The sequence below is a fragment of the Spirochaetae bacterium HGW-Spirochaetae-1 genome (assembly GCA_002839375.1).
Taxonomy (GTDB): domain Bacteria; phylum Spirochaetota; class UBA4802; order UBA4802; family UBA5550; genus PGXY01.
Genome location: PGXY01000004.1, coordinates 1 through 17,127 on the forward strand (window position 1 = coordinate 1; position 17,127 = coordinate 17,127).

Below are 17,127 nucleotides of genomic sequence, written 5' to 3' on the forward strand. Positions count from 1 at the left end.
GGATATTCCACTGTTTATTCCCCAGGTCATAGATAAGCTGCCCCACGGTCTCTTCGGGATTTACCTTAAAAACTTCATAAAAGGAACGGCTGACAGAGACCACCCTTAAATCCTGATCAAGAGCAATTAAGGGTTCACGAACTGTGTCGATAACACTTTCCGCGTATTCCTGTGATTCTGTTCCGGTTTTCCTCGTGGACATTTCCTGGCTCCTTGTTTTCAGTGATGCTTTAGGCTGCCTGTTGACCCGATTCATTGATTATGTTATGATGGTTTCTCGCAGATGTTTTAGTTTTGGTACACAGGTTGTTTTGTTAATTTCACAGTACCTAAGACTGTGTTGAAGAAATTGGACGATGGCTATATTCTATGCTCAATCGTCATACACGATGCTGTTATTAATTCTACACAATAATAAAGAAGAATTCAATCCCTTTCCTGTGGAAAGTTCAAATAATTCTTACGGTTTAGCTGCCAGCGGGGGTTGTAACATGTATAGAACGGTTTCAAACCGTTCTATACATGAGGGTGTTGGCCGGGATCACCGGCCTGATCGATTATTGTTCAGGTGCTTCCAGTTTCTCCAGCAATCTGAGCTGATGTGACTCTATCCATTCGCCCGGTGTTTCGGACTCTATATCTCCGGCGTTACTGTTGATTATGCTTACAATATCCAGATAGTAGCCCCCGTCATTTGTCACGCCCCAGGACCCGCGCTCAAAGGGGCAGTCGACCTGGCACATGCCGGATCCCTTTCCCGTCATTTTTCCTTCCGGGAGAAGGACGAGGTTGTAACCCATGATCTCTATTTTAACAGGTTTTTGAAGGGCAGGATAGCGGGGTTTATCAGTGATTGTTATTGGTTTAAAGGAAATTTCAGAAATACAGGTATCGTCATACCTGCTGCCTTTGTAGACTGTCTTAATCGTCAGTTGAAAGTCCCTGCATAGAACGGTTTCAGGGAGATCAATCCGGGACAAATCCTGTGTGTCTTTAAGTTCGATTGTAAATTTCTTTTTTTCATATTTTTGAGAGAATATTATGGAGCTTTCAAATTGCAGCTCCTTTACCCTGTTGTTGGCCTTATACCATCGGGAGTCTCCCAAACCGTTTTTAATGTATAAGCAGGAAAGTTTTACCGGGGCATCGAAAATAAACATTATATGTTCGCCTGTTCCGGGCCCTTGAACTCCTTCAACCCAGGACTTTGCACTGCCGTCAATAAGGTGAGCGCCTAAATACAGGTCATTGTTATGGGGAAGAATTGAAGATACCCTCAATTCAGATATTTCAGGCATTTGCGTTTTCTGATCAAAAATCTTTTCCGTCTTTCCATTAAAGGCCGTGAAAAATAGTAAAGCTGAGGTGATCAAAGCAAGGAAAATTTTATTCGGTTTCATATAAGACGCCTCCCCGGTTTCGGTTTCAGAAATAATGATTTATTTTTACTGAAATAACTTTATCTGATTCATTAATTAGATGCTTTACACATTTTTTTTTGAACCCAGGTCTTTTCATATACCCTCCATTTGATATATAAAAATTCCCATCGCCGGACACGATCCAGGTGACCGATATGCTGAGTTATTGCCAAAAAGTTCCATGCTGGCAAGGTTTTTTTAATTTTAACTTCCGATAATACACCGTAGACTCTGACAGATCAAAGGCTGTCACCCCTCATAGAAGGTTTAAAACAAATACTTCCATCCATCGGAGCCAGATCATTCTGATCATGCAGTACGAGAAAAGTAAGAAAAAATGAAAATAATTCATAGAATGTAAATAGAGAATCATTGTTGACTTTATTTTTATTATAATTAAACAATTAATTTAACCATTTGATTAATATTTTTCTTGCTAATTGAGCAAATATATAAATAAAATGGTTCTTCTCCTGCCTTCCAGGTGATGAGAAATAACCTGAACACTACTGCCTAAGTTGATACGCACACACGGCAGAGCATATAAAAACGAGGTGAATGATGAAAAAAAAACCATTTTGTATCTTATGTTCATTCTTGCTTATACTCACAGCAAACAATGCCTTTGCCACAAACGGTATGAGGCTTATCGGTTTTGGTCCCGTTCAAAGGGCTATGGGAGGTGTTGGCGTTGGAACAACCCTTGACGGTGCTGCAATCCTTACCAACCCTGCAGGCATGATTGACCTGGGAGGGCGTGCTGATTTCGGAACGACTTTTTTAGCTGCAGCAGTAACACTTAAAACCGGGGGTGGTGATATTGATTCCGATAAAGGCCCCTCTCCCGTACCGGCCCTTGGTCTCATTATTCCCACTGCAATAAAGGACCTCAGCTTCGGTATCGGTGCTTACGGTGTTTCCGGTGTAGGTGTTGACTTTAACCTGTCATCAACAAACAATATTATGTATTCCTCATACTCACTGATGCGTTTTACTCCAGGTCTTGCATATAAAATAATGGATATATTGTCAATTGGAGTAACTGCAAATGCAATGTATGCCACTACGGAATTTTCCATGGATATGGGGTTAGGCCAGATGGTTGATATGGGTTCCTCAGCCTTCGGCGGCGGATTTACAATTGGCGTTACTGTTAAACCGATCAAGATACTTACGATAGGCGTTGCATACGAATCTCCCAGCTGGTTTCAGAAATTCAAGTTTAACCAGTATGTTGACGGTGGCACGGTAAGTGAAAATGATATGGAGTTCAATCAACCGATGAACGCGACTATAGGCATAAGTTCTGAGCCAATAACAGGACTCATTATTGCCTTTGACTTTCAGTGGATCAACTGGTCAGGAACAATGGGGAACAACCTGCCGGAACTTGCCAGTGGAAACATGGATATGGATTGGGGTGATCAGCTTGTTTACAAGCTTGGTGTTCAATATACTCCCATTCAACTCATATCCATTCGAGCGGGTTTCAACTACGGTAAGTCTCCGCTTCCGTCTTCCGGAATAGACCCCGCACAACCCGGTGTTAATGCGGTCTTCCCGGCAATTACTGAATATCACATTACAGCCGGTGCCGGTTTGAATTTGTCAGAAAACTTATCTATTAATATTGCAGCGATGTTTGCCCCTGAGGCTAAAATTACTGTTGGTGGTCTCGGTGATGTCACAATGGTCCAGTATTCACTTGATGCCGGGGTTTCTTACAAATTTTGACGCAAAAGCGTGTATAGATTGAAAAGTCTTTCCTGTTAGAAAAAAGCATCTACAGGAAAGACTTTTAACAAAACAAAGGGAATCTTAAAAATATTTTATTCTGATCTGGACTCGGATGACCAGGGTCTTGGCGTGCTCCCTCTGCCATACTCCCGCCCTTGACTGTTTCAGTCCTCAGTGAAAGGCCTTTCGGTTAATCCCTGGGTATTCCCGCAAAAGATCATCCTCCCCGCGGGCGAATTCCCTTTTCCGACGGTTTTCCCCCATGGAGATGAAATTCTACAGGGTTATCACCAGTGTAAGGGGATATTCACTCCAGTCCTTTTCCCTTAATTCAGCCTCCCCTCAAGAACGCCGCCCTGTTCATAGTGGTGTTGATGCATATTCCACAGAGTCCTAAAAAATTTACTGTTCCACTTTTCCGTCGCCAGGGTGCGCCATGACCGAAGGGACCATGTCATTGGTAAAGTGGAACAGGGGTAGTCCGATGTCGACACCGAAATGCATCTCGGCGGCGAGAGGATTGAAGTCGGAGCCTTTTATGCTTCTTTTAACCATGGCCCCGGCCAGGTGATATTTCAATAAATTCATAGTGCCATAAACCTCGGCAAAACCGACCCGCCTGATATTACAAGGCAGGTATGGAGTTATTTTACGAGAATAATTCAGGTTTCTTTATAACTTTGCAATGACCAGTTCATCGAGAAAAGGTATTACAGCATGAACGATCCCCATGCTTATTGCCCGTAAAAGTATCCTGATAGAGCCTTTACACATTCAAATCAATATTTCGGTGCGCCCCACATTTTCAGTACTTTTATCAGAACAAGTGACACAACCAGAAGCGCAACGTGAGCCCCGATGACCAGCCAGAGTCCCCAGTTCCACCATACCGGGGCGTTGACGAGTATCATACTGGCTACAATTATCGGCGCCACCACAACATTCATCAGGCCGATCTCAAGGGCGACAGGGGTTCTGAACTCAGGGTCCACAACCCGCAGAAGAAGAAGCCCCGTAGACACGGTTCCGGTACAGGTTCCGAAAATCGCCATAGTCCTTTCAAAGTTCAGGGTATCGATACGCTTTCCCAGGTACAGGATCACCCATGTGGTGAGGATTGCGGCAGCAACAGACATCGACGCGATAGGTACAATGTACTGCCATACCACCACCAGCTGAATGGCCATGATAGTCCCAATGATGAGAAAATCGACCGCCCACCCGGTAATTCTCCGCTGAATACCCGGATCAATGATATGCCTGATACCAAGTTTGTTTAAAATGATCCGCACAATGATAGCGTTGATAAGACCGAAAAAGAAGAAAAAGCCGAAAAGAGATTTCGCGATATTAGGCGAAGTTATCTTTACCAATCCCCAGGTCACCATATAGGTCATGATATAAACCAGACCGATAAGAGCCATGTGCAGGGCAAGAGTCTCAACATTCCCCGAATGAGTCGTTAGCTCTCCCGCCTTCTCTTTCTGCTGGTCTTTTGAAATGATACCGGTTAAAAGGTCCTGTGGAAGCAACGTAGTCTTCACAACAGGAAGTCCCTTCTTCACGCCCCACCTGATAAGGGGAATTCCGACAAAGAAGGCAACCAGAAAACCGATGGCCGCGAAAGTGAGGCCGATAGTTGAGGCATTCTGAAAACCAAACTGGGTCTCCCATACCTGTCCGAAAGAAAGAGCCTGTCCGGGGCCTTCGGTAAAACCAAGGGGCAAAAAGAGTCCGAAGGTTTTAAAGAGCTTCACACCAAAAAGACCAAAAAGCATCACAAAGAGACAGCCGACAATTGCCTGAAGTGAAATAGTCACCCCTTCGATCATCGCCATCCATGCCGCCCCTTTGAACATGCTCTTTGTTTTATCCTTTTGGCCGTCATTATCCTTGTTGTAGGTGAGGCCTATTGAAATAAATGAAATAATAAAAAAATGGTATACGAAGGCCTCAAAGGTTTGTCCTTCAAAGGGGAGTATACTTATAGTTTTATTGGCTATACCCAGAGACATTCGCCACTCAAGGGGAAGTAAATCAATAATAAACTGTATTTTAAAATTGAGAACCAGCATCCCCAAAAATCCGCCGATAATGCAGCTGGGGATAAAAAAATTCTGAAAGAATTTAACCTTAGCTCTTAAAAATATTCCAAGCAGAAGACATACCGCCATGGTACCAAAGGCGAGAAAGGGCTCAAAGGGAAAAGGTGTCTGCATGTAAATTCCTCCGTTTAAGTTTTTTTCTGTCTGCAAGAGGCGAATCAATAGAATAATAGCCTATCAGGACTTACAGGCAAGAAGAAAAAAATAAAATAAGCATAAAGATGTCGGGGATGGTCCGGAGGTAAGGACCCATTCGATATGCAGGAAACTCAGCGGCCAGAAACCAGCCCCGGTGACACAATGCGTCTTGCTTATGCTGCTTTTACTGAGCTTTGTCGAAGTGAGCTTGCCGAAGCATTTGAACCTGTTCATGATCAACAATACGTTAAATTATTGATAAAAAGTTCCGGTAATTATATTGGTATAATGATAAAAGAAGCGGATTAAATAATGTATGATAAAAACAGAGACACCTGATAAAAGTAAGTCACCCACCAAGCCTATCAAATATTATATGATTCCTTTAGCGAAGACCAGAATGCCCTCCCTGGTCTTTTTAATAGATACTAAAAACTATCTCTGTTTCATCACCACACATAAAAAATCGTGATTATAGGGCAGGAATATCATATTACGGCCCATTATGTGATATTGATAATTCCCTGACACATAACGATATCTGCACAGCAACGGCAAGCGGCCTGTCTGTATTTAACGGCTCAGCATTGTCCACTTCGATAAAATCGATTTAATGCAATCGTGTGCGGCTGTCCGGACCAGTTATCTATGTCACTACCAATAATGGCCTGTATGTTTCGCATGATAACGGTTCTACAGGGGACATCCATCCCGCCGGGAATGTGGTACTTGACATTCATGTGCCCCCCACAATAATTTGCAGGTAATCCAGGGAACAGAAAAAAGATCGCCCACCTTCTCCGCTCGATCATGGTGTCGAAAGAGCGCTTCAATTATATTTTAACTATCAGTATCACGTCTATTGTCTTTAATGTCGAACTTAAGTTGATGCGTTAGCCGCAATTTATTGCTCGCGGAATTGGAACAGATGCACTGATCCAGATAATTCTGGAATGCCGGGAATGAGGCCATAGAAGTTTTTACTACCGTCAATTATAGGTAAAATGCAAGACAATATTGGGGGTATTTCTCAAACACTGAGTATCCTGTATTATGTATTGACAGCATACATCTTGTTTGCTAGACTCAAATAAGAATAGAGACAACTAAGACTATAAGGCAAAACCATGAAAAAGTTTACGGTTCTAATTATTGTTGTTTCAACACTGCTGGGCATACCTTCCTGCGCAGAGAGAGGCAAGACATATTCCCTCAAGGGGCAATGGGAGTACCGCGTCGATTTTAAGAAAGAATGGTTTGAGGACACACCGGATCAAAGATGGCAGAAGGTCACTGTTCCGGTTTTCACGAAAGATATCCCCGGTCTTGAACGACATCTTGGTTTAATCACTTTCAGGAAAGCCCTGCCCGATGTCGTGCAGGAAGGATTGCGGAACGGCAATAATTTTGCCATTAATACAGGTCCTGTGACGAATGCCGCTGATTTCTATCTAAACAGAACATACCTGGGATCAGTGGGTTCCATTGAACCCTATCATCACAGTAGTGATATATGGCTGGTGAGAAGCCTGCCTGCCGGCGCTTTACAACCGGGCAACAGTAACTATCTTTATATTGTGCTGGCCATAAAAATAGACACGGGCGATGCCGGTATAAAGGGGCCCAATCTTTTTATTGGCGATACTGATCTCGTATTGAAAGACTATTACAGCAATGCGATGGTGGATATCATTTTTATCACCGTATACCTTTTTGTCGGTCTCTATCATCTCCTCCTGGGATTGCGTCGTTTAAAAGAGAAACATTATCTGTATTTCGGTATTTTTTCAATTCTCATCTCCCTTTTTCTCACGGCAAATATGGACAGCCGGGGGCTGCTCTTCAGTAACAATTTCGACACGTTATATTTCTGGCTGGACAAGACCCCGCTTACCCTCATGGTTCCCTTTTTCACACTTTTTATTTCACAGCTCTTTCACCGAAGGCATACCAGGGTATCAATCGGAATTGCGATTTATTCATTATTCGTTTTTCTTTTCGCGATATTTTCCCAGTTTCTTGCCCCGCATCTGAGCGGGTATATGCTCCTTGCTGTTTTCGCCGGGTTTTTTGCATGCATGATCTATGTTCTGTTTGAAACGATAAGAGAAGTGATCAGAAAAAACAATGACGCCGCTATTCTCATTGTGGGATTACTGCTATTTTTTACCGGGGCCGTTCAGACGATTTTCATAAGCGAAGGTATTCTGGAAGGGACTCCTCTCATGCGATACACCTTCATGGCATTTATCATTTGCATCGTTATTGTTCTTGCCAACCGGTTTATCAATATTAACAGGAAAACCGAACGCCTCAATGAAGAACTGGATATGAAACTGATTGAACAGGAAAGGCAGAACATGCACCTCAGGGATATTCATGAAACCGTAGTGGATGTAACCGGCACGCTTTCATCATCGGCTACACAGATGGATGAAACATCGAACAACTTTTCTGACAGCGCCAGGAGCCAGGCGTCATCCGTTGAAGAGATGTCCGCGTCCATGGAAGAACTATTGTCCGGGGGAGAGAGCGTGGTTGAGGTTGTCAACAGTCAGACTTCCATGCTGGAGGCTGTTACTGCAAAACTGAAAGAAGCGGTAAATGCAACACGAAAGGCAGCCGAGGACATGGCTGACGCCTTGATCGTCAAGGATTACCTGAACAAAACAATCAATGAAACCGGTATCGGAATAAACGAGGCCGCCCTGGCAATGAAATCGGCGGTTGAACGTTTCGCGGAGATGAACCGTGTCAGCGATATCATAAATGATATTGCCGACCGGATTAATCTTCTCTCCCTCAACGCAGCAATAGAAGCCGCCAGGGCCGGCGAAGCGGGAAGAGGATTTGCCGTTGTAGCGGATGAAATAGGAAAACTGGCCGATAATACAAGCGAAAATCTCAAATCGATTGTGAGCCTCTTTAATGCCAGCAGAGATGAAATTACCAATGCGCATGTCCGCATTGACACTTTTCAGAAAACCCTGAAAAACATGCTGGAAAATATAGCCCGGTTCGGAGAATCCATAGAAGTGGTTGCCACACTAATGGGGAATACAACCGCCGTAACGCAATCCGCCGAACTGGAAATCAAAGATGTAGCCGGGAAAGCCTTTTTAGTCCAGAATTCCGTCGCCGAACAGCAAATAGCTGTTAGGGAAGTTACCGAAGCTCTCCAGGGAATAAATACGATCAGCCAGATCATCGCTTCGGGATCACAGGAGCTTGCAGCTGGAATACGCGAGATTACTAATTCAATTGCCAAACTTGGAAACATTTTAGAAGAGACTTGATCTGATATACAAGGAAAGCATTGGAATATTGCGAAATGTACAATTTTTTGTTACAATGAACTGTGCTTGCAAATACAAAAAGAATAGTTGACATTTGTTGTATCCGGCACTAATTTTTATTTTCGGAGCAATTGAATGAAAACGGACAGAATAGACCGACTGGGAAAAGACAAATATTTTCTTGCCATCAGGGATATTATCCGCCAAACCTATGGTTTCAAAGCACACATAGTACTGTTCGGCTCCCGTGCTGCTGAAAGGGAAACGGCTTATTCTGATTACGACATTGCCATCATCTCAGAACTGGATGACAGGATGAAAAAATTATTTACGGTGAAAGAGAAACTGGAGGAAAGCAATATTCCCTTTAAAGTGGATGTCCTGGATTATTACAGTACATCGAACCTCCTCAGAAAGGAAATCGACAGGGGAATAATATGGATCGACTGACAATGAGTATCGATTCCTTCGGAAGAGCTCTTCAAACTCTTGAAAATATTTCGAAAGAGAATTTTACTACTATTGTAAGAGATGCCACGATACAGCGTTTCGAATACACCTTTGAAGCGATGTGGAAAACAGTGAAAGCGTATTTGTCCGATTCGGAAGGAATTGTGTGCAATTCCCCAAAATCCTGTTTCAGGGAACTGTTGTCATCTCAACGCATTTCTGTTTCAGATACGGAGCTCCTCCTGGAGATGACCGATATGAGGAATCTTACATCACATACATACATTGAACAAATAGCCCAGGATATATATGCAAAAATTACGGCCGATTATATAACTTTAATGAGAAGAGTTTATAATGCCATGCAAAAATGAGACTGCCCCCGAATCATACATCAACGGCAGAAAATATTGATTCTGATTACTTAGACCCCTATAATTCAACTATATAGTATTGATATTTCCCTGGCGTCCGACGTTGCATTAACCAAAACCATCCCATACAATGAGGCACAGACATGAACACCTCAACACCAAAGGATTTTTCCCTGTTTGACCGGCCCCAGGTCCTGCGCTTCCTTTTTCATCCACGGGCCGACCAGGAAGCATCGATGGGACCTTTCACAAGACTGGAAATACCCGTAGATCCCGGCGTGCATATCGGCGGGAAATTCTTCGCCGTTTCACCGGATGCCCCGACGATTCTTTTTTTCCATGGCAATGGTGAGATCGTTTCCGATTATGACGACCTGGGACATGTATACCGGCAAATCGGCGTCAATTTTCTTCCCGTCGATTACCGGGGATACGGCAGGTCCACGGGATCTCCCACAGTTTCGGCGATGATGGATGACTGTCACCGAATCTTCACCTTTGTAAAGGATTACCTCCGGCAGGCATCATTCACCGGGCCTCTCATCCTCATGGGCCGTTCCCTGGGAAGCGCCTCGGCACTGGAACTGGCTTCATGCCATTCCGACGAGATAGACGCTCTGGTCATAGAAAGCGGTTTCGCCCATATCATCCCCCTGCTCATGCTCCTGGGCATCAACGCGCCGGTCCTGGGCATCGATACCGATCCCTTTGACCATACGGGGAAGATCGCCCGGTACACCGGCCCCCTGCTGGTCATTCACGCAGAAGAGGATCACATCATCCCCTTTACCGACGGCCGGGAGCTCTTTGAGGCAGCAACATCACAGTACAAGGGATTTCTTGGCATAGCCGGGGCCAACCACAACACCATCTTCGCCGTGGGACTTGACCGGTACATGCAGGCCATTGCTGAGCTCATCAGGGGACTCACCACAGCATGAAGACCGATATGATGCAGCAGGTGTCCGAAACCCTCTTCGAGATCCCCAAAAGCTTTAAGAAAGGTATGCGTGTCCCGGCCCGCATCTATGCCTCGGCAGAACTGCTGCAGTCCATGGACGACGCGGTCCTGAACCAGATCACCAATGTTGCCATGCTCCCGGGCATACTCAAATACGCCCTGTGCATGCCCGACGGCCATTCAGGATACGGGTTCCCCATAGGCGGTGTGGCCGCCATTGATCCCGGTGAGGGGATCATCACCCCTGGCGGCATCGGTTTCGACATCAACTGCGGCGTCCGTCTTGCCGCCACATCGCTTTCCCTGGAAGAAGTCCGGCCCCGCATCAAGGACCTGGTAAGCGCTCTCTTCAGACATGTCCCTTCAGGTGTGGGTGCCACGGGCATGCTGAACCTGTCACCGTCGCAATTCGACGAAGCCATGACCCAGGGCGCTTCCTGGGCGGCCAGGAACGGTTACGGCGGTAGTGAAGACCTGGAATATATCGAGGAAGGCGGCTGCATCAAGGGCGCTGATCCATCGGCAGTTTCACACAGAGCACGGGACCGGGGCAAAAACCAGGTTGGTACCCTGGGCTCGGGTAATCACTACCTGGAAATCCAGGTGGCCCGCAGCGAGAATATTTTTGATGCCGGCCTGGCCCGGCAATTCGACATAACCGGTGAAAACCGGATTTACCTCATGATTCACACCGGGAGCAGGGGTTTCGGCCACCAGGTGGCCACGGACTATCTCCAGCAGTTTCTCTCGGTTATGCAGAGCAAATATAAACTTTTCATGCCCGATCGTGAACTGGCCTGCGCTCCCTTTGATTCCATTGACGGGCGGAATTATTTCGGCGCCATGAACTGCGCCATCAACATTGCCTTCCTGAACCGTCAGCTCATCATGCACCGCGTACGGGAAGTCTTCTCAGAAATTTTCGGCCGCTCGCTTCATGACCTGGGAATCAAAACCGTTTATGACGTATGCCACAACACGGCCAAGCTGGAGCGGCATCTCATTGACGGCCGGGAACGCGAAATACTGATCCACCGCAAGGGGGCCACCAGGGCCTTTGCGCCGGACATGAAGGACCTTCCGGAAAAATATCGCCAATCCGGCCAGCCCGTTCTCATGGGGGGCAGCATGGAATCGGGTTCTTATGTCCTGGCAGGCGTCCCCCAGGGAAGTGACGCCTTCTTCACAACGGCCCACGGCAGCGGCAGGATACTGTCACGTCACCAGGCAAAAAAAATGTATAATGGCCGTGAATTGCAGAAAAAAATGGAACGGCAGGGCATTTATATACAGACCGCTTCATTCTCCGGCCTGGCCGAAGAAGCGGACGGCGCCTATAAAAACATCGACGATGTAGCGGCAGTGACGGAAAAAGCGGGACTGAGCAGGGTCGTGGCGAAGCTGCTTCCCATCGGCAACATCAAGGGATAAAAGTCTTCATGGACTACGAGGTACTCGACGACATCACCAGCGCGGACCTGGCCTTTCGTGTCCTTGCCGGAAGCCGCGATGAACTGTTCCTCAAGGGAGCCGCGGCCCTTATGGCGATCATGGTCGCTAATCACGGGGATATATCCACGACACACCACCACACTATTGAAATGACCGACACGAGCCTGGATATACTTTACTACCGGTTCCTCAACGAATTTCTTTTCCTCCGCGATGCCGAGCTACTCCTGCTTCTTCCCTGCTCTGTTTCCATAACCGGGGAAAACGGCGTACTGAACCTGACATGTGAGACCCGGGGAGAGCGGGCCGACCGAAACAAGCATTCCTTTAACACCGATATCAAGGCCGTTACAATGCACCATCTCCGGGTGGAGAAAACTTCTTCCGGCTGGAGCGCCATAGCTGTTCTCGATCTTTAAAGCAATTTTTCTGTTTTTAATAATTGACAACACTTCCACCCATAATATATACCTTGTATACTGTAAAAAATTAACGGATAGTGCGATAAACAGTACCCCCATGAAAGTAGTAGTGCGCGGCGGTTCCATCCCGGCAGGGAAAGGAGTTACTAAAAGTTATGTTGATCTACTACGGGAAAAATTTTCAGGACAGGGGATAGAAATAATTAATATTTCCAGGGAAGACGATACTTCCTTCGACGGCGACTGGACCTTTTACTCCGACATAGCATTTCATCAGCCCGATGTACTCATTCTCCATTTCGGTATTGATGATGCGTTTTTCCCGGTGTATCGCTCCGAGTTTAAAGAAAATCTTGTCCAGATTATAAGAAAGGCCCGATCCATGGGGAATATAATTATATTTTTATTGACCTCCCAGCCCTTTAAAAATCAGTATGATATGGATGCGGTGAATATATACTACCGCACCATCAGAGAAGTTTGCGGAGATCTCGATTGTATCCTGGTCCCGGTACACACATACTGGGCGGGATACATGGAGGAACACCGGCTTGAACATGGTGATCTGACTCTTTCCGATACTCGCTATCCCAATGAAAAGGGACACGGAATAATCGCAGAAATTGTGGGAAACCAGCTGAATAAAATTTCGGGTACTTTTGAATAATAATTTTTCAGGTTCCCTTATTACTAATCAAGAGAGGTACAATAGATGGGAGTTATCATAAAGGATATCAAAAAAAGCAACAATGAGATTATCCGTATTGAAGTATCGGAATTCAAGGGCCATGAACTTATCAACATTAGGATCTGGTATCCGGCCATTGATAATGCTTCGGGGGATATGCTGTATAAGCCGACACAGAAAGGGGTTACACTCAATATATCGGATTTTAATGATTTGCAGGATGGCATCGCCAGGCTGGCAAATTATATCAGGGACAAGGAATCGGGCAACAAGCCGGAACAATTTGATGAATCCGTCATAAATGATGAAACCGACGAAGAAGCAGCCGATACTAATGTCAAGCCGCAAGACTGAATAAAACAGGGGAGGGAAAATGCATAAGGGCCTATTAACACTCACACTTATTACAACGCTGATTGCCGCCATGACGGGATGCAGCACTACAACTGTTCCCAAGGACAGTGGTGATATAACCAGCAGGGAAAACCGGGCCTTCCTGGCTCCCAGTGAGAAAACCGAGGAAGCATTCCGGGTACTGCTCACATCAGACAACTATATGGTTTCACAGTTAAAGCACACTACCACGATGAACCGCACCCTGGATCCGGGCGGAGACAAGTATATGATTGATGAGGTTAAAAAGCTGGATAAAATAGACGAGGTCCGGGAAGGGGTATTTTCCGTGTGGCTCTTCCCCGATTCCGGCAGGATCATGAAAATCAGGACGCAGAAACCCACCTATCTTCTGGAAGTAGATAAACTCATCAGTGAAGATATACAGCGCTGGAACTTTGATTTTCCCGCAAAAACCATAGAGCCCACAAAGATAGACATTAAATACCGTGTCGTCCTGAGAAAAAAACTATCCGATGCAGAGATAATCAAGGAAGTGCAGGATACCATGCGGGAACAGCACTGAGAAGGCATTACTGCAGAAATTATTCTCCTTTTGCTGCACTACAATAAGCCTGGCGGGATCAAGTTTTGTTTCAGTGGATCTGGATTCCCTAGCATCCAATATCAGCAGTGCTCAGCTTAAGGAGCGTTGAAACAGCGATAATTTCAAACTCTTGATATTATTCTTTAACGGGTACTATCGATTAGTGCCGGAGTAGTTGCATCAGTTTTTCTTCTGCACCGTAATTACCGTCTTCGCCTTGCCTCCGAACATGGTATTCGACTGAATCACCAATCCCTCTTCAGGAACCGGCATTTTGCCCTTGAGAGCAATCAGGTAACTGCCATTGTCAGAACTTGCCTTTCTTCCCAACCGCTGTTCATAAAAGGCCTTTACCTTTAAAGGAGAATCATTACTTAAAAAAATATAATATTGGTAATCCCCATCCAGAGACATACCGGCTGAATTTTGCGGACTAAAGACCGAACCGGGATAAATGGGGATCCCCAAAGTCGTTGCGGTAGGAGGATTTTTCATCAAATGACGCGTTTTTTCCGCAACCGCTTCATCCATCTCACCATCCTCCTCCTCTTCCAGTGAGGCTTCGGACTTTGTCACCAGTACCTGGATCGTAATCCTGGTGGTATTGAAAACAACTTTTTTTCTCGTATTATAACCTTCATCTTCAACAGATACCGTATATTGGGCCATATCGCCATTCTTTAAAATGATATTCCATTCAAAATGTGTTGAACAGAGCCAGGCACCTTTTTTCCACTGCGGCCGTTTTGTAAAGGCGCTTTTGAGCCACATCCCGTCATGAATGAGAGTTTTTCCTTCATATTGGTTTTCAAATATATTGGATCCGTAGTATTCCATTTCATACCAGGGGGGATAAACCGTTCCTGGTTTTAGACTGTCAGGATCTTCCACCGGTACTCCCGGTTTGGCTCCCAGCTTATCAATGTAAAACTTGCATACTTCGTCAATAATTGCTTTCGCAGTATAAACCTTGACCGTTTTGGAACGGCGGGTATTCTTACTCTCTTCATCATATTCCGAATCCTGACTATTGAGTTCCTTTTCAGCGGCTGCATTGCGTACTGCGCCCGGATAGAGAGATATCTCTTTCTCATTCCGGGGTATAGCGGCTTGTATTGTAGTAGAAAAAATCAGAAAAAGCATGGCTGCAAAGTATATCCATCGTAATTTCATCTTGAACACCTGCCGCGTTATTTTTAATTGTGTGATAATATAAAATCGGGAAATGAAGCACGGCATTGTTCACCATAAGCCGTATATTGTCAGATCATTTCAACCCGGCAGTGATTGGCGAGTCCTTTTGCAGTTGTGTTAGAATCTACCGGAGCCAACGGGCCTTCTCTCCGCTGGCCAAGAAAAGGTATGTGTCAGCCTCAGGCCCGGAAAGAAACGCTTTTATATCTTTATATTTGATAAATATATCAATTGCATCGCATAAGAAAGTCAATGTATTTTTCCACTCCCACTTGAAAAAACGATCAGGTTCGTTACTGTTCCCGTTGATCAACGCTGACAAGTTTCTTGAAAAACAATATAAAAGGCGCATTTTGATACACCCTCTATTTTTCAAAAAGCTATTAGCCTTATTAAGGTTTAGATTCTTCCGATGAAGTGCCTTCATTTTTATTATTGTAAAACCTTTGTGTTGGATAAGCAAAATCTATATCATCATGCAATGAAAACTCTTGTAATATCTCCTCCCACATTTTCTGCTCGGTTCCTCTTCTTTTTCTTGGCTCACAAAGGTATCTAATTGATAATTGAACCCCGGAATCTTTAACCCTGGTGTATACAGCAGGAGAAAGATTAGAATAAAATATCATATATTTTTTTGCTGCTTTTTTTACCTTTGCCTCCGCCAAACTGCTTAAGTTTCCGGCATAATTATTTACTATCAATAAAAGGCATTCTTTTGCCTTTTTCCAATTACTTTCAAATGTAACAAGTACATTTAGTTCATTCCATATATAACCGAATCCTTTATTATAATTTGCAAGAATTTCACTAAAAACTTTTCCATTGGGGACATGAACAATTCTTCCTGTGCTCTGGTCTCCATCAACCCAGTTCCCTATTTCTAAAAGAGTATGTTGAAAAATTCGTATATCTATAACATCTCCTGAAAGCAACCCTATTTGGATTCGGTCTCCAACTTCAAATGGTTTTCTCCAAATTAAAAATACCCAACCTGCTACATTTAAAATCATTTCTTTAAGCGCGATAGCCAAACCAGCGGAGAAAAGACCAAGGAAGGTTGTAATATCTCTAAAACCTTTGAACCAAACCATACCCAGAATCAAAATTAAAATAAAAGTAGCTATATAACTGGATGTTTTTTTCAGACGGTATTCTACTTTAGAATCTTTTATTTTCTTAATTGCAATTTTTAATAATATTTTTTTTAAGACTATAAAAAATAAAATTATTATAAGTGATATAAATATTTTATACTGAATTTCAAGGCTTAATCCAATTGTTTCATTTATCAAGATGCTAATAGTTTTCATTATTTTATTTTCATCTATTTTCAGACAATATCAACTGCAAACTGGAATAACAATAGCAATTGCATGTTTTTCAATCTCGTCCTTTGGTTCTGCAATCTGACTCACTAGAGTCCTTCTTTACATATTTTTAAATATAGGAAATTCCGCCGCCGGAAACCAGTTCATGGGACACAAAATGTCTTACTTGTGCTGAGCCTGTTGAAGCATCCAAAGCTGTTCCCGGCGACAACTGAGTTAATGTATTGACAAAAGATTCCAAAAAGGTAAAGCTTTGTTAAAATTTGGTAATGCTCAAACTGATAAAATGTGAGGTCCTTGACCTGTCGAAGTATCTGCCTCATTCTTACGAGAGACATAAAGAAAAGAATCGCACCAAGAGAAACAAGAACAATCGAGATGCTTTTTTCTGTAAAAATATTCATGGCATCTCTTTGTTGAAAAATTGATTACAAAGAGATTATGTCATAGGAGCGCAAGAATCAAGAACAAAAAAAGATTGATTCTTTTACAACACTGTCGGCAAATCATTGTAATATTAATCTCACGCACAGGAAATGTATATGGACAAAGACAATCGTAAACGTGAACGAGTCGCCATAGATCAGATCATAGAGATTTCAACCAGCGATGGGCAAT

The 17,127-nt window shown here is 44.2% G+C and carries 17 protein-coding genes and 1 pseudogene; 11 read left to right on the top strand and 7 right to left on the bottom strand.

Annotated features, from left to right (window positions below; all coding sequences use genetic code 11):
• Together CVV44_07845 and CVV44_07850 are read right to left on the bottom strand one after the other, a co-directional pair.
• Positions 1–169, bottom strand: a pseudogene (locus CVV44_07845) (two-component sensor histidine kinase).
• A gap of 388 nt (positions 170–557) precedes the next feature.
• On the bottom strand, positions 558–1,400 hold the full coding sequence (locus tag CVV44_07850) for a hypothetical protein (protein PKL38772.1): 843 nt from the start codon (positions 1,398–1,400) through the stop codon (positions 558–560).
• A gap of 579 nt (positions 1,401–1,979) precedes the next feature.
• On the opposite strand from CVV44_07850, the gene CVV44_07855 reads away from it, so the two are divergent.
• A complete protein-coding gene (locus tag CVV44_07855) occupies positions 1,980–3,155 on the top strand; it encodes an aromatic hydrocarbon degradation protein (protein ID PKL38773.1) in 1,176 nt (391 codons plus the stop codon).
• Positions 3,156–3,560: 405 nt separating this feature from the next.
• On the opposite strand, the gene CVV44_07860 is transcribed toward CVV44_07855, so the two are convergent.
• Both CVV44_07860 and CVV44_07865 read right to left on the bottom strand, forming a co-directional pair.
• Complete coding sequence (locus CVV44_07860; protein PKL38774.1) at positions 3,561–3,746, bottom strand: hypothetical protein; 186 nt, start codon at positions 3,744–3,746, stop codon at positions 3,561–3,563.
• A gap of 191 nt (positions 3,747–3,937) precedes the next feature.
• The gene (locus CVV44_07865; protein ID PKL38775.1) at positions 3,938–5,377 is read right to left on the bottom strand and encodes a hypothetical protein; all 1,440 of its coding nucleotides are present in this window, start codon (positions 5,375–5,377) and stop codon (positions 3,938–3,940) included.
• Positions 5,378–5,521: 144 nt separating this feature from the next.
• Between CVV44_07865 and CVV44_07870 the strand changes: the two genes are divergently transcribed.
• From CVV44_07870 to CVV44_07915, 10 genes are all read left to right on the top strand, one after another.
• Positions 5,522–5,710, top strand: coding sequence for a hypothetical protein (locus tag CVV44_07870; protein ID PKL38776.1), 189 nt, complete (start codon positions 5,522–5,524; stop codon positions 5,708–5,710).
• A gap of 818 nt (positions 5,711–6,528) precedes the next feature.
• A complete protein-coding gene (locus tag CVV44_07875) occupies positions 6,529–8,697 on the top strand; it encodes a hypothetical protein (GenBank protein ID PKL38777.1) in 2,169 nt (722 codons plus the stop codon).
• 135 nt (positions 8,698–8,832) lie between these two features.
• Positions 8,833–9,147 (top strand): hypothetical protein, encoded by a 315-nt coding sequence (locus CVV44_07880; GenBank protein ID PKL38778.1) that lies wholly within the window; start codon positions 8,833–8,835, stop codon positions 9,145–9,147.
• Positions 9,135–9,521 carry a nucleotidyltransferase gene (locus tag CVV44_07885; protein ID PKL38779.1) on the top strand — a complete coding sequence of 129 codons (387 nt, stop codon included), beginning with the start codon at positions 9,135–9,137 and terminating at the stop codon, positions 9,519–9,521. Before CVV44_07880 ends, CVV44_07885 begins: the two co-directional genes overlap by 13 nt.
• Before the next feature lie 143 nt (positions 9,522–9,664).
• Positions 9,665–10,462, top strand: a complete 798-nt coding sequence (locus CVV44_07890) for an alpha/beta hydrolase (GenBank protein PKL38780.1) — start codon at positions 9,665–9,667, stop codon at positions 10,460–10,462.
• A complete protein-coding gene (locus tag CVV44_07895) occupies positions 10,459–11,913 on the top strand; it encodes an RNA-splicing ligase RtcB (protein ID PKL38781.1) in 1,455 nt (484 codons plus the stop codon). The genes CVV44_07890 and CVV44_07895 overlap by 4 nt, the downstream gene beginning before the upstream one ends.
• 8 nt (positions 11,914–11,921) lie before the next feature.
• Positions 11,922–12,353: a hypothetical protein gene (locus CVV44_07900; protein PKL38782.1), complete on the top strand. Its 432-nt coding sequence runs from the start codon at positions 11,922–11,924 to the stop codon at positions 12,351–12,353.
• Positions 12,354–12,453: 100 nt separating this feature from the next.
• Positions 12,454–13,023: a hypothetical protein gene (locus CVV44_07905; GenBank protein ID PKL38783.1), complete on the top strand. Its 570-nt coding sequence runs from the start codon at positions 12,454–12,456 to the stop codon at positions 13,021–13,023.
• A 45-nt stretch (positions 13,024–13,068) separates the two neighbouring features.
• Positions 13,069–13,398: a hypothetical protein gene (locus CVV44_07910; GenBank protein PKL38784.1), complete on the top strand. Its 330-nt coding sequence runs from the start codon at positions 13,069–13,071 to the stop codon at positions 13,396–13,398.
• A 19-nt stretch (positions 13,399–13,417) separates the two neighbouring features.
• Positions 13,418–13,963: a hypothetical protein gene (locus tag CVV44_07915; GenBank protein PKL38785.1), complete on the top strand. Its 546-nt coding sequence runs from the start codon at positions 13,418–13,420 to the stop codon at positions 13,961–13,963.
• Positions 13,964–14,164: 201 nt separating this feature from the next.
• Here the strand turns inward: CVV44_07915 and CVV44_07920 are convergent, their stop codons facing one another.
• The 3 genes from CVV44_07920 to CVV44_07930 all read right to left on the bottom strand — a co-directional run bounded on the left by CVV44_07920 (position 14,165) and on the right by CVV44_07930 (position 16,491).
• Positions 14,165–15,157 carry a hypothetical protein gene (locus CVV44_07920; GenBank protein ID PKL38786.1) on the bottom strand — a complete coding sequence of 331 codons (993 nt, stop codon included), beginning with the start codon at positions 15,155–15,157 and terminating at the stop codon, positions 14,165–14,167.
• A gap of 145 nt (positions 15,158–15,302) precedes the next feature.
• Complete coding sequence (locus tag CVV44_07925) at positions 15,303–15,530, bottom strand: hypothetical protein (protein ID PKL38787.1); 228 nt, start codon at positions 15,528–15,530, stop codon at positions 15,303–15,305.
• 40 nt (positions 15,531–15,570) lie between these two features.
• Entirely contained in the window at positions 15,571–16,491 is a 921-nt protein-coding gene (locus tag CVV44_07930) for a mechanosensitive ion channel protein MscS (protein PKL38788.1), read from the bottom strand.
• Between the last annotated feature and the right edge of the window lie 636 nt (positions 16,492–17,127).

Bases quoted from the DNA above. Each gene is read 5' to 3' on its own strand.
- CVV44_07850 (PKL38772.1), bottom strand. From the start codon at position 1,400: ATGAAACCGAATAAAATTTTCCTTGCTTTGATCACCTCAGCTTTACTA.
- CVV44_07855 (PKL38773.1), top strand. From the start codon at position 1,980: ATGATGAAAAAAAAACCATTTTGTATCTTATGTTCATTCTTGCTTATA.
- CVV44_07860 (PKL38774.1), bottom strand. From the start codon at position 3,746: ATGAATTTATTGAAATATCACCTGGCCGGGGCCATGGTTAAAAGAAGC.
- CVV44_07865 (PKL38775.1), bottom strand. From the start codon at position 5,377: ATGCAGACACCTTTTCCCTTTGAGCCCTTTCTCGCCTTTGGTACCATG.
- CVV44_07870 (PKL38776.1), top strand. From the start codon at position 5,522: ATGCAGGAAACTCAGCGGCCAGAAACCAGCCCCGGTGACACAATGCGT.
- CVV44_07875 (PKL38777.1), top strand. From the start codon at position 6,529: ATGAAAAAGTTTACGGTTCTAATTATTGTTGTTTCAACACTGCTGGGC.
- CVV44_07880 (PKL38778.1), top strand. From the start codon at position 8,833: ATGAAAACGGACAGAATAGACCGACTGGGAAAAGACAAATATTTTCTT.
- CVV44_07885 (PKL38779.1), top strand. From the start codon at position 9,135: ATGGATCGACTGACAATGAGTATCGATTCCTTCGGAAGAGCTCTTCAA.
- CVV44_07890 (PKL38780.1), top strand. From the start codon at position 9,665: ATGAACACCTCAACACCAAAGGATTTTTCCCTGTTTGACCGGCCCCAG.
- CVV44_07895 (PKL38781.1), top strand. From the start codon at position 10,459: ATGAAGACCGATATGATGCAGCAGGTGTCCGAAACCCTCTTCGAGATC.
- CVV44_07900 (PKL38782.1), top strand. From the start codon at position 11,922: ATGGACTACGAGGTACTCGACGACATCACCAGCGCGGACCTGGCCTTT.
- CVV44_07905 (PKL38783.1), top strand. From the start codon at position 12,454: ATGAAAGTAGTAGTGCGCGGCGGTTCCATCCCGGCAGGGAAAGGAGTT.
- CVV44_07910 (PKL38784.1), top strand. From the start codon at position 13,069: ATGGGAGTTATCATAAAGGATATCAAAAAAAGCAACAATGAGATTATC.
- CVV44_07915 (PKL38785.1), top strand. From the start codon at position 13,418: ATGCATAAGGGCCTATTAACACTCACACTTATTACAACGCTGATTGCC.
- CVV44_07920 (PKL38786.1), bottom strand. From the start codon at position 15,157: ATGAAATTACGATGGATATACTTTGCAGCCATGCTTTTTCTGATTTTT.
- CVV44_07925 (PKL38787.1), bottom strand. From the start codon at position 15,530: ATGCGCCTTTTATATTGTTTTTCAAGAAACTTGTCAGCGTTGATCAAC.
- CVV44_07930 (PKL38788.1), bottom strand. From the start codon at position 16,491: ATGAAAACTATTAGCATCTTGATAAATGAAACAATTGGATTAAGCCTT.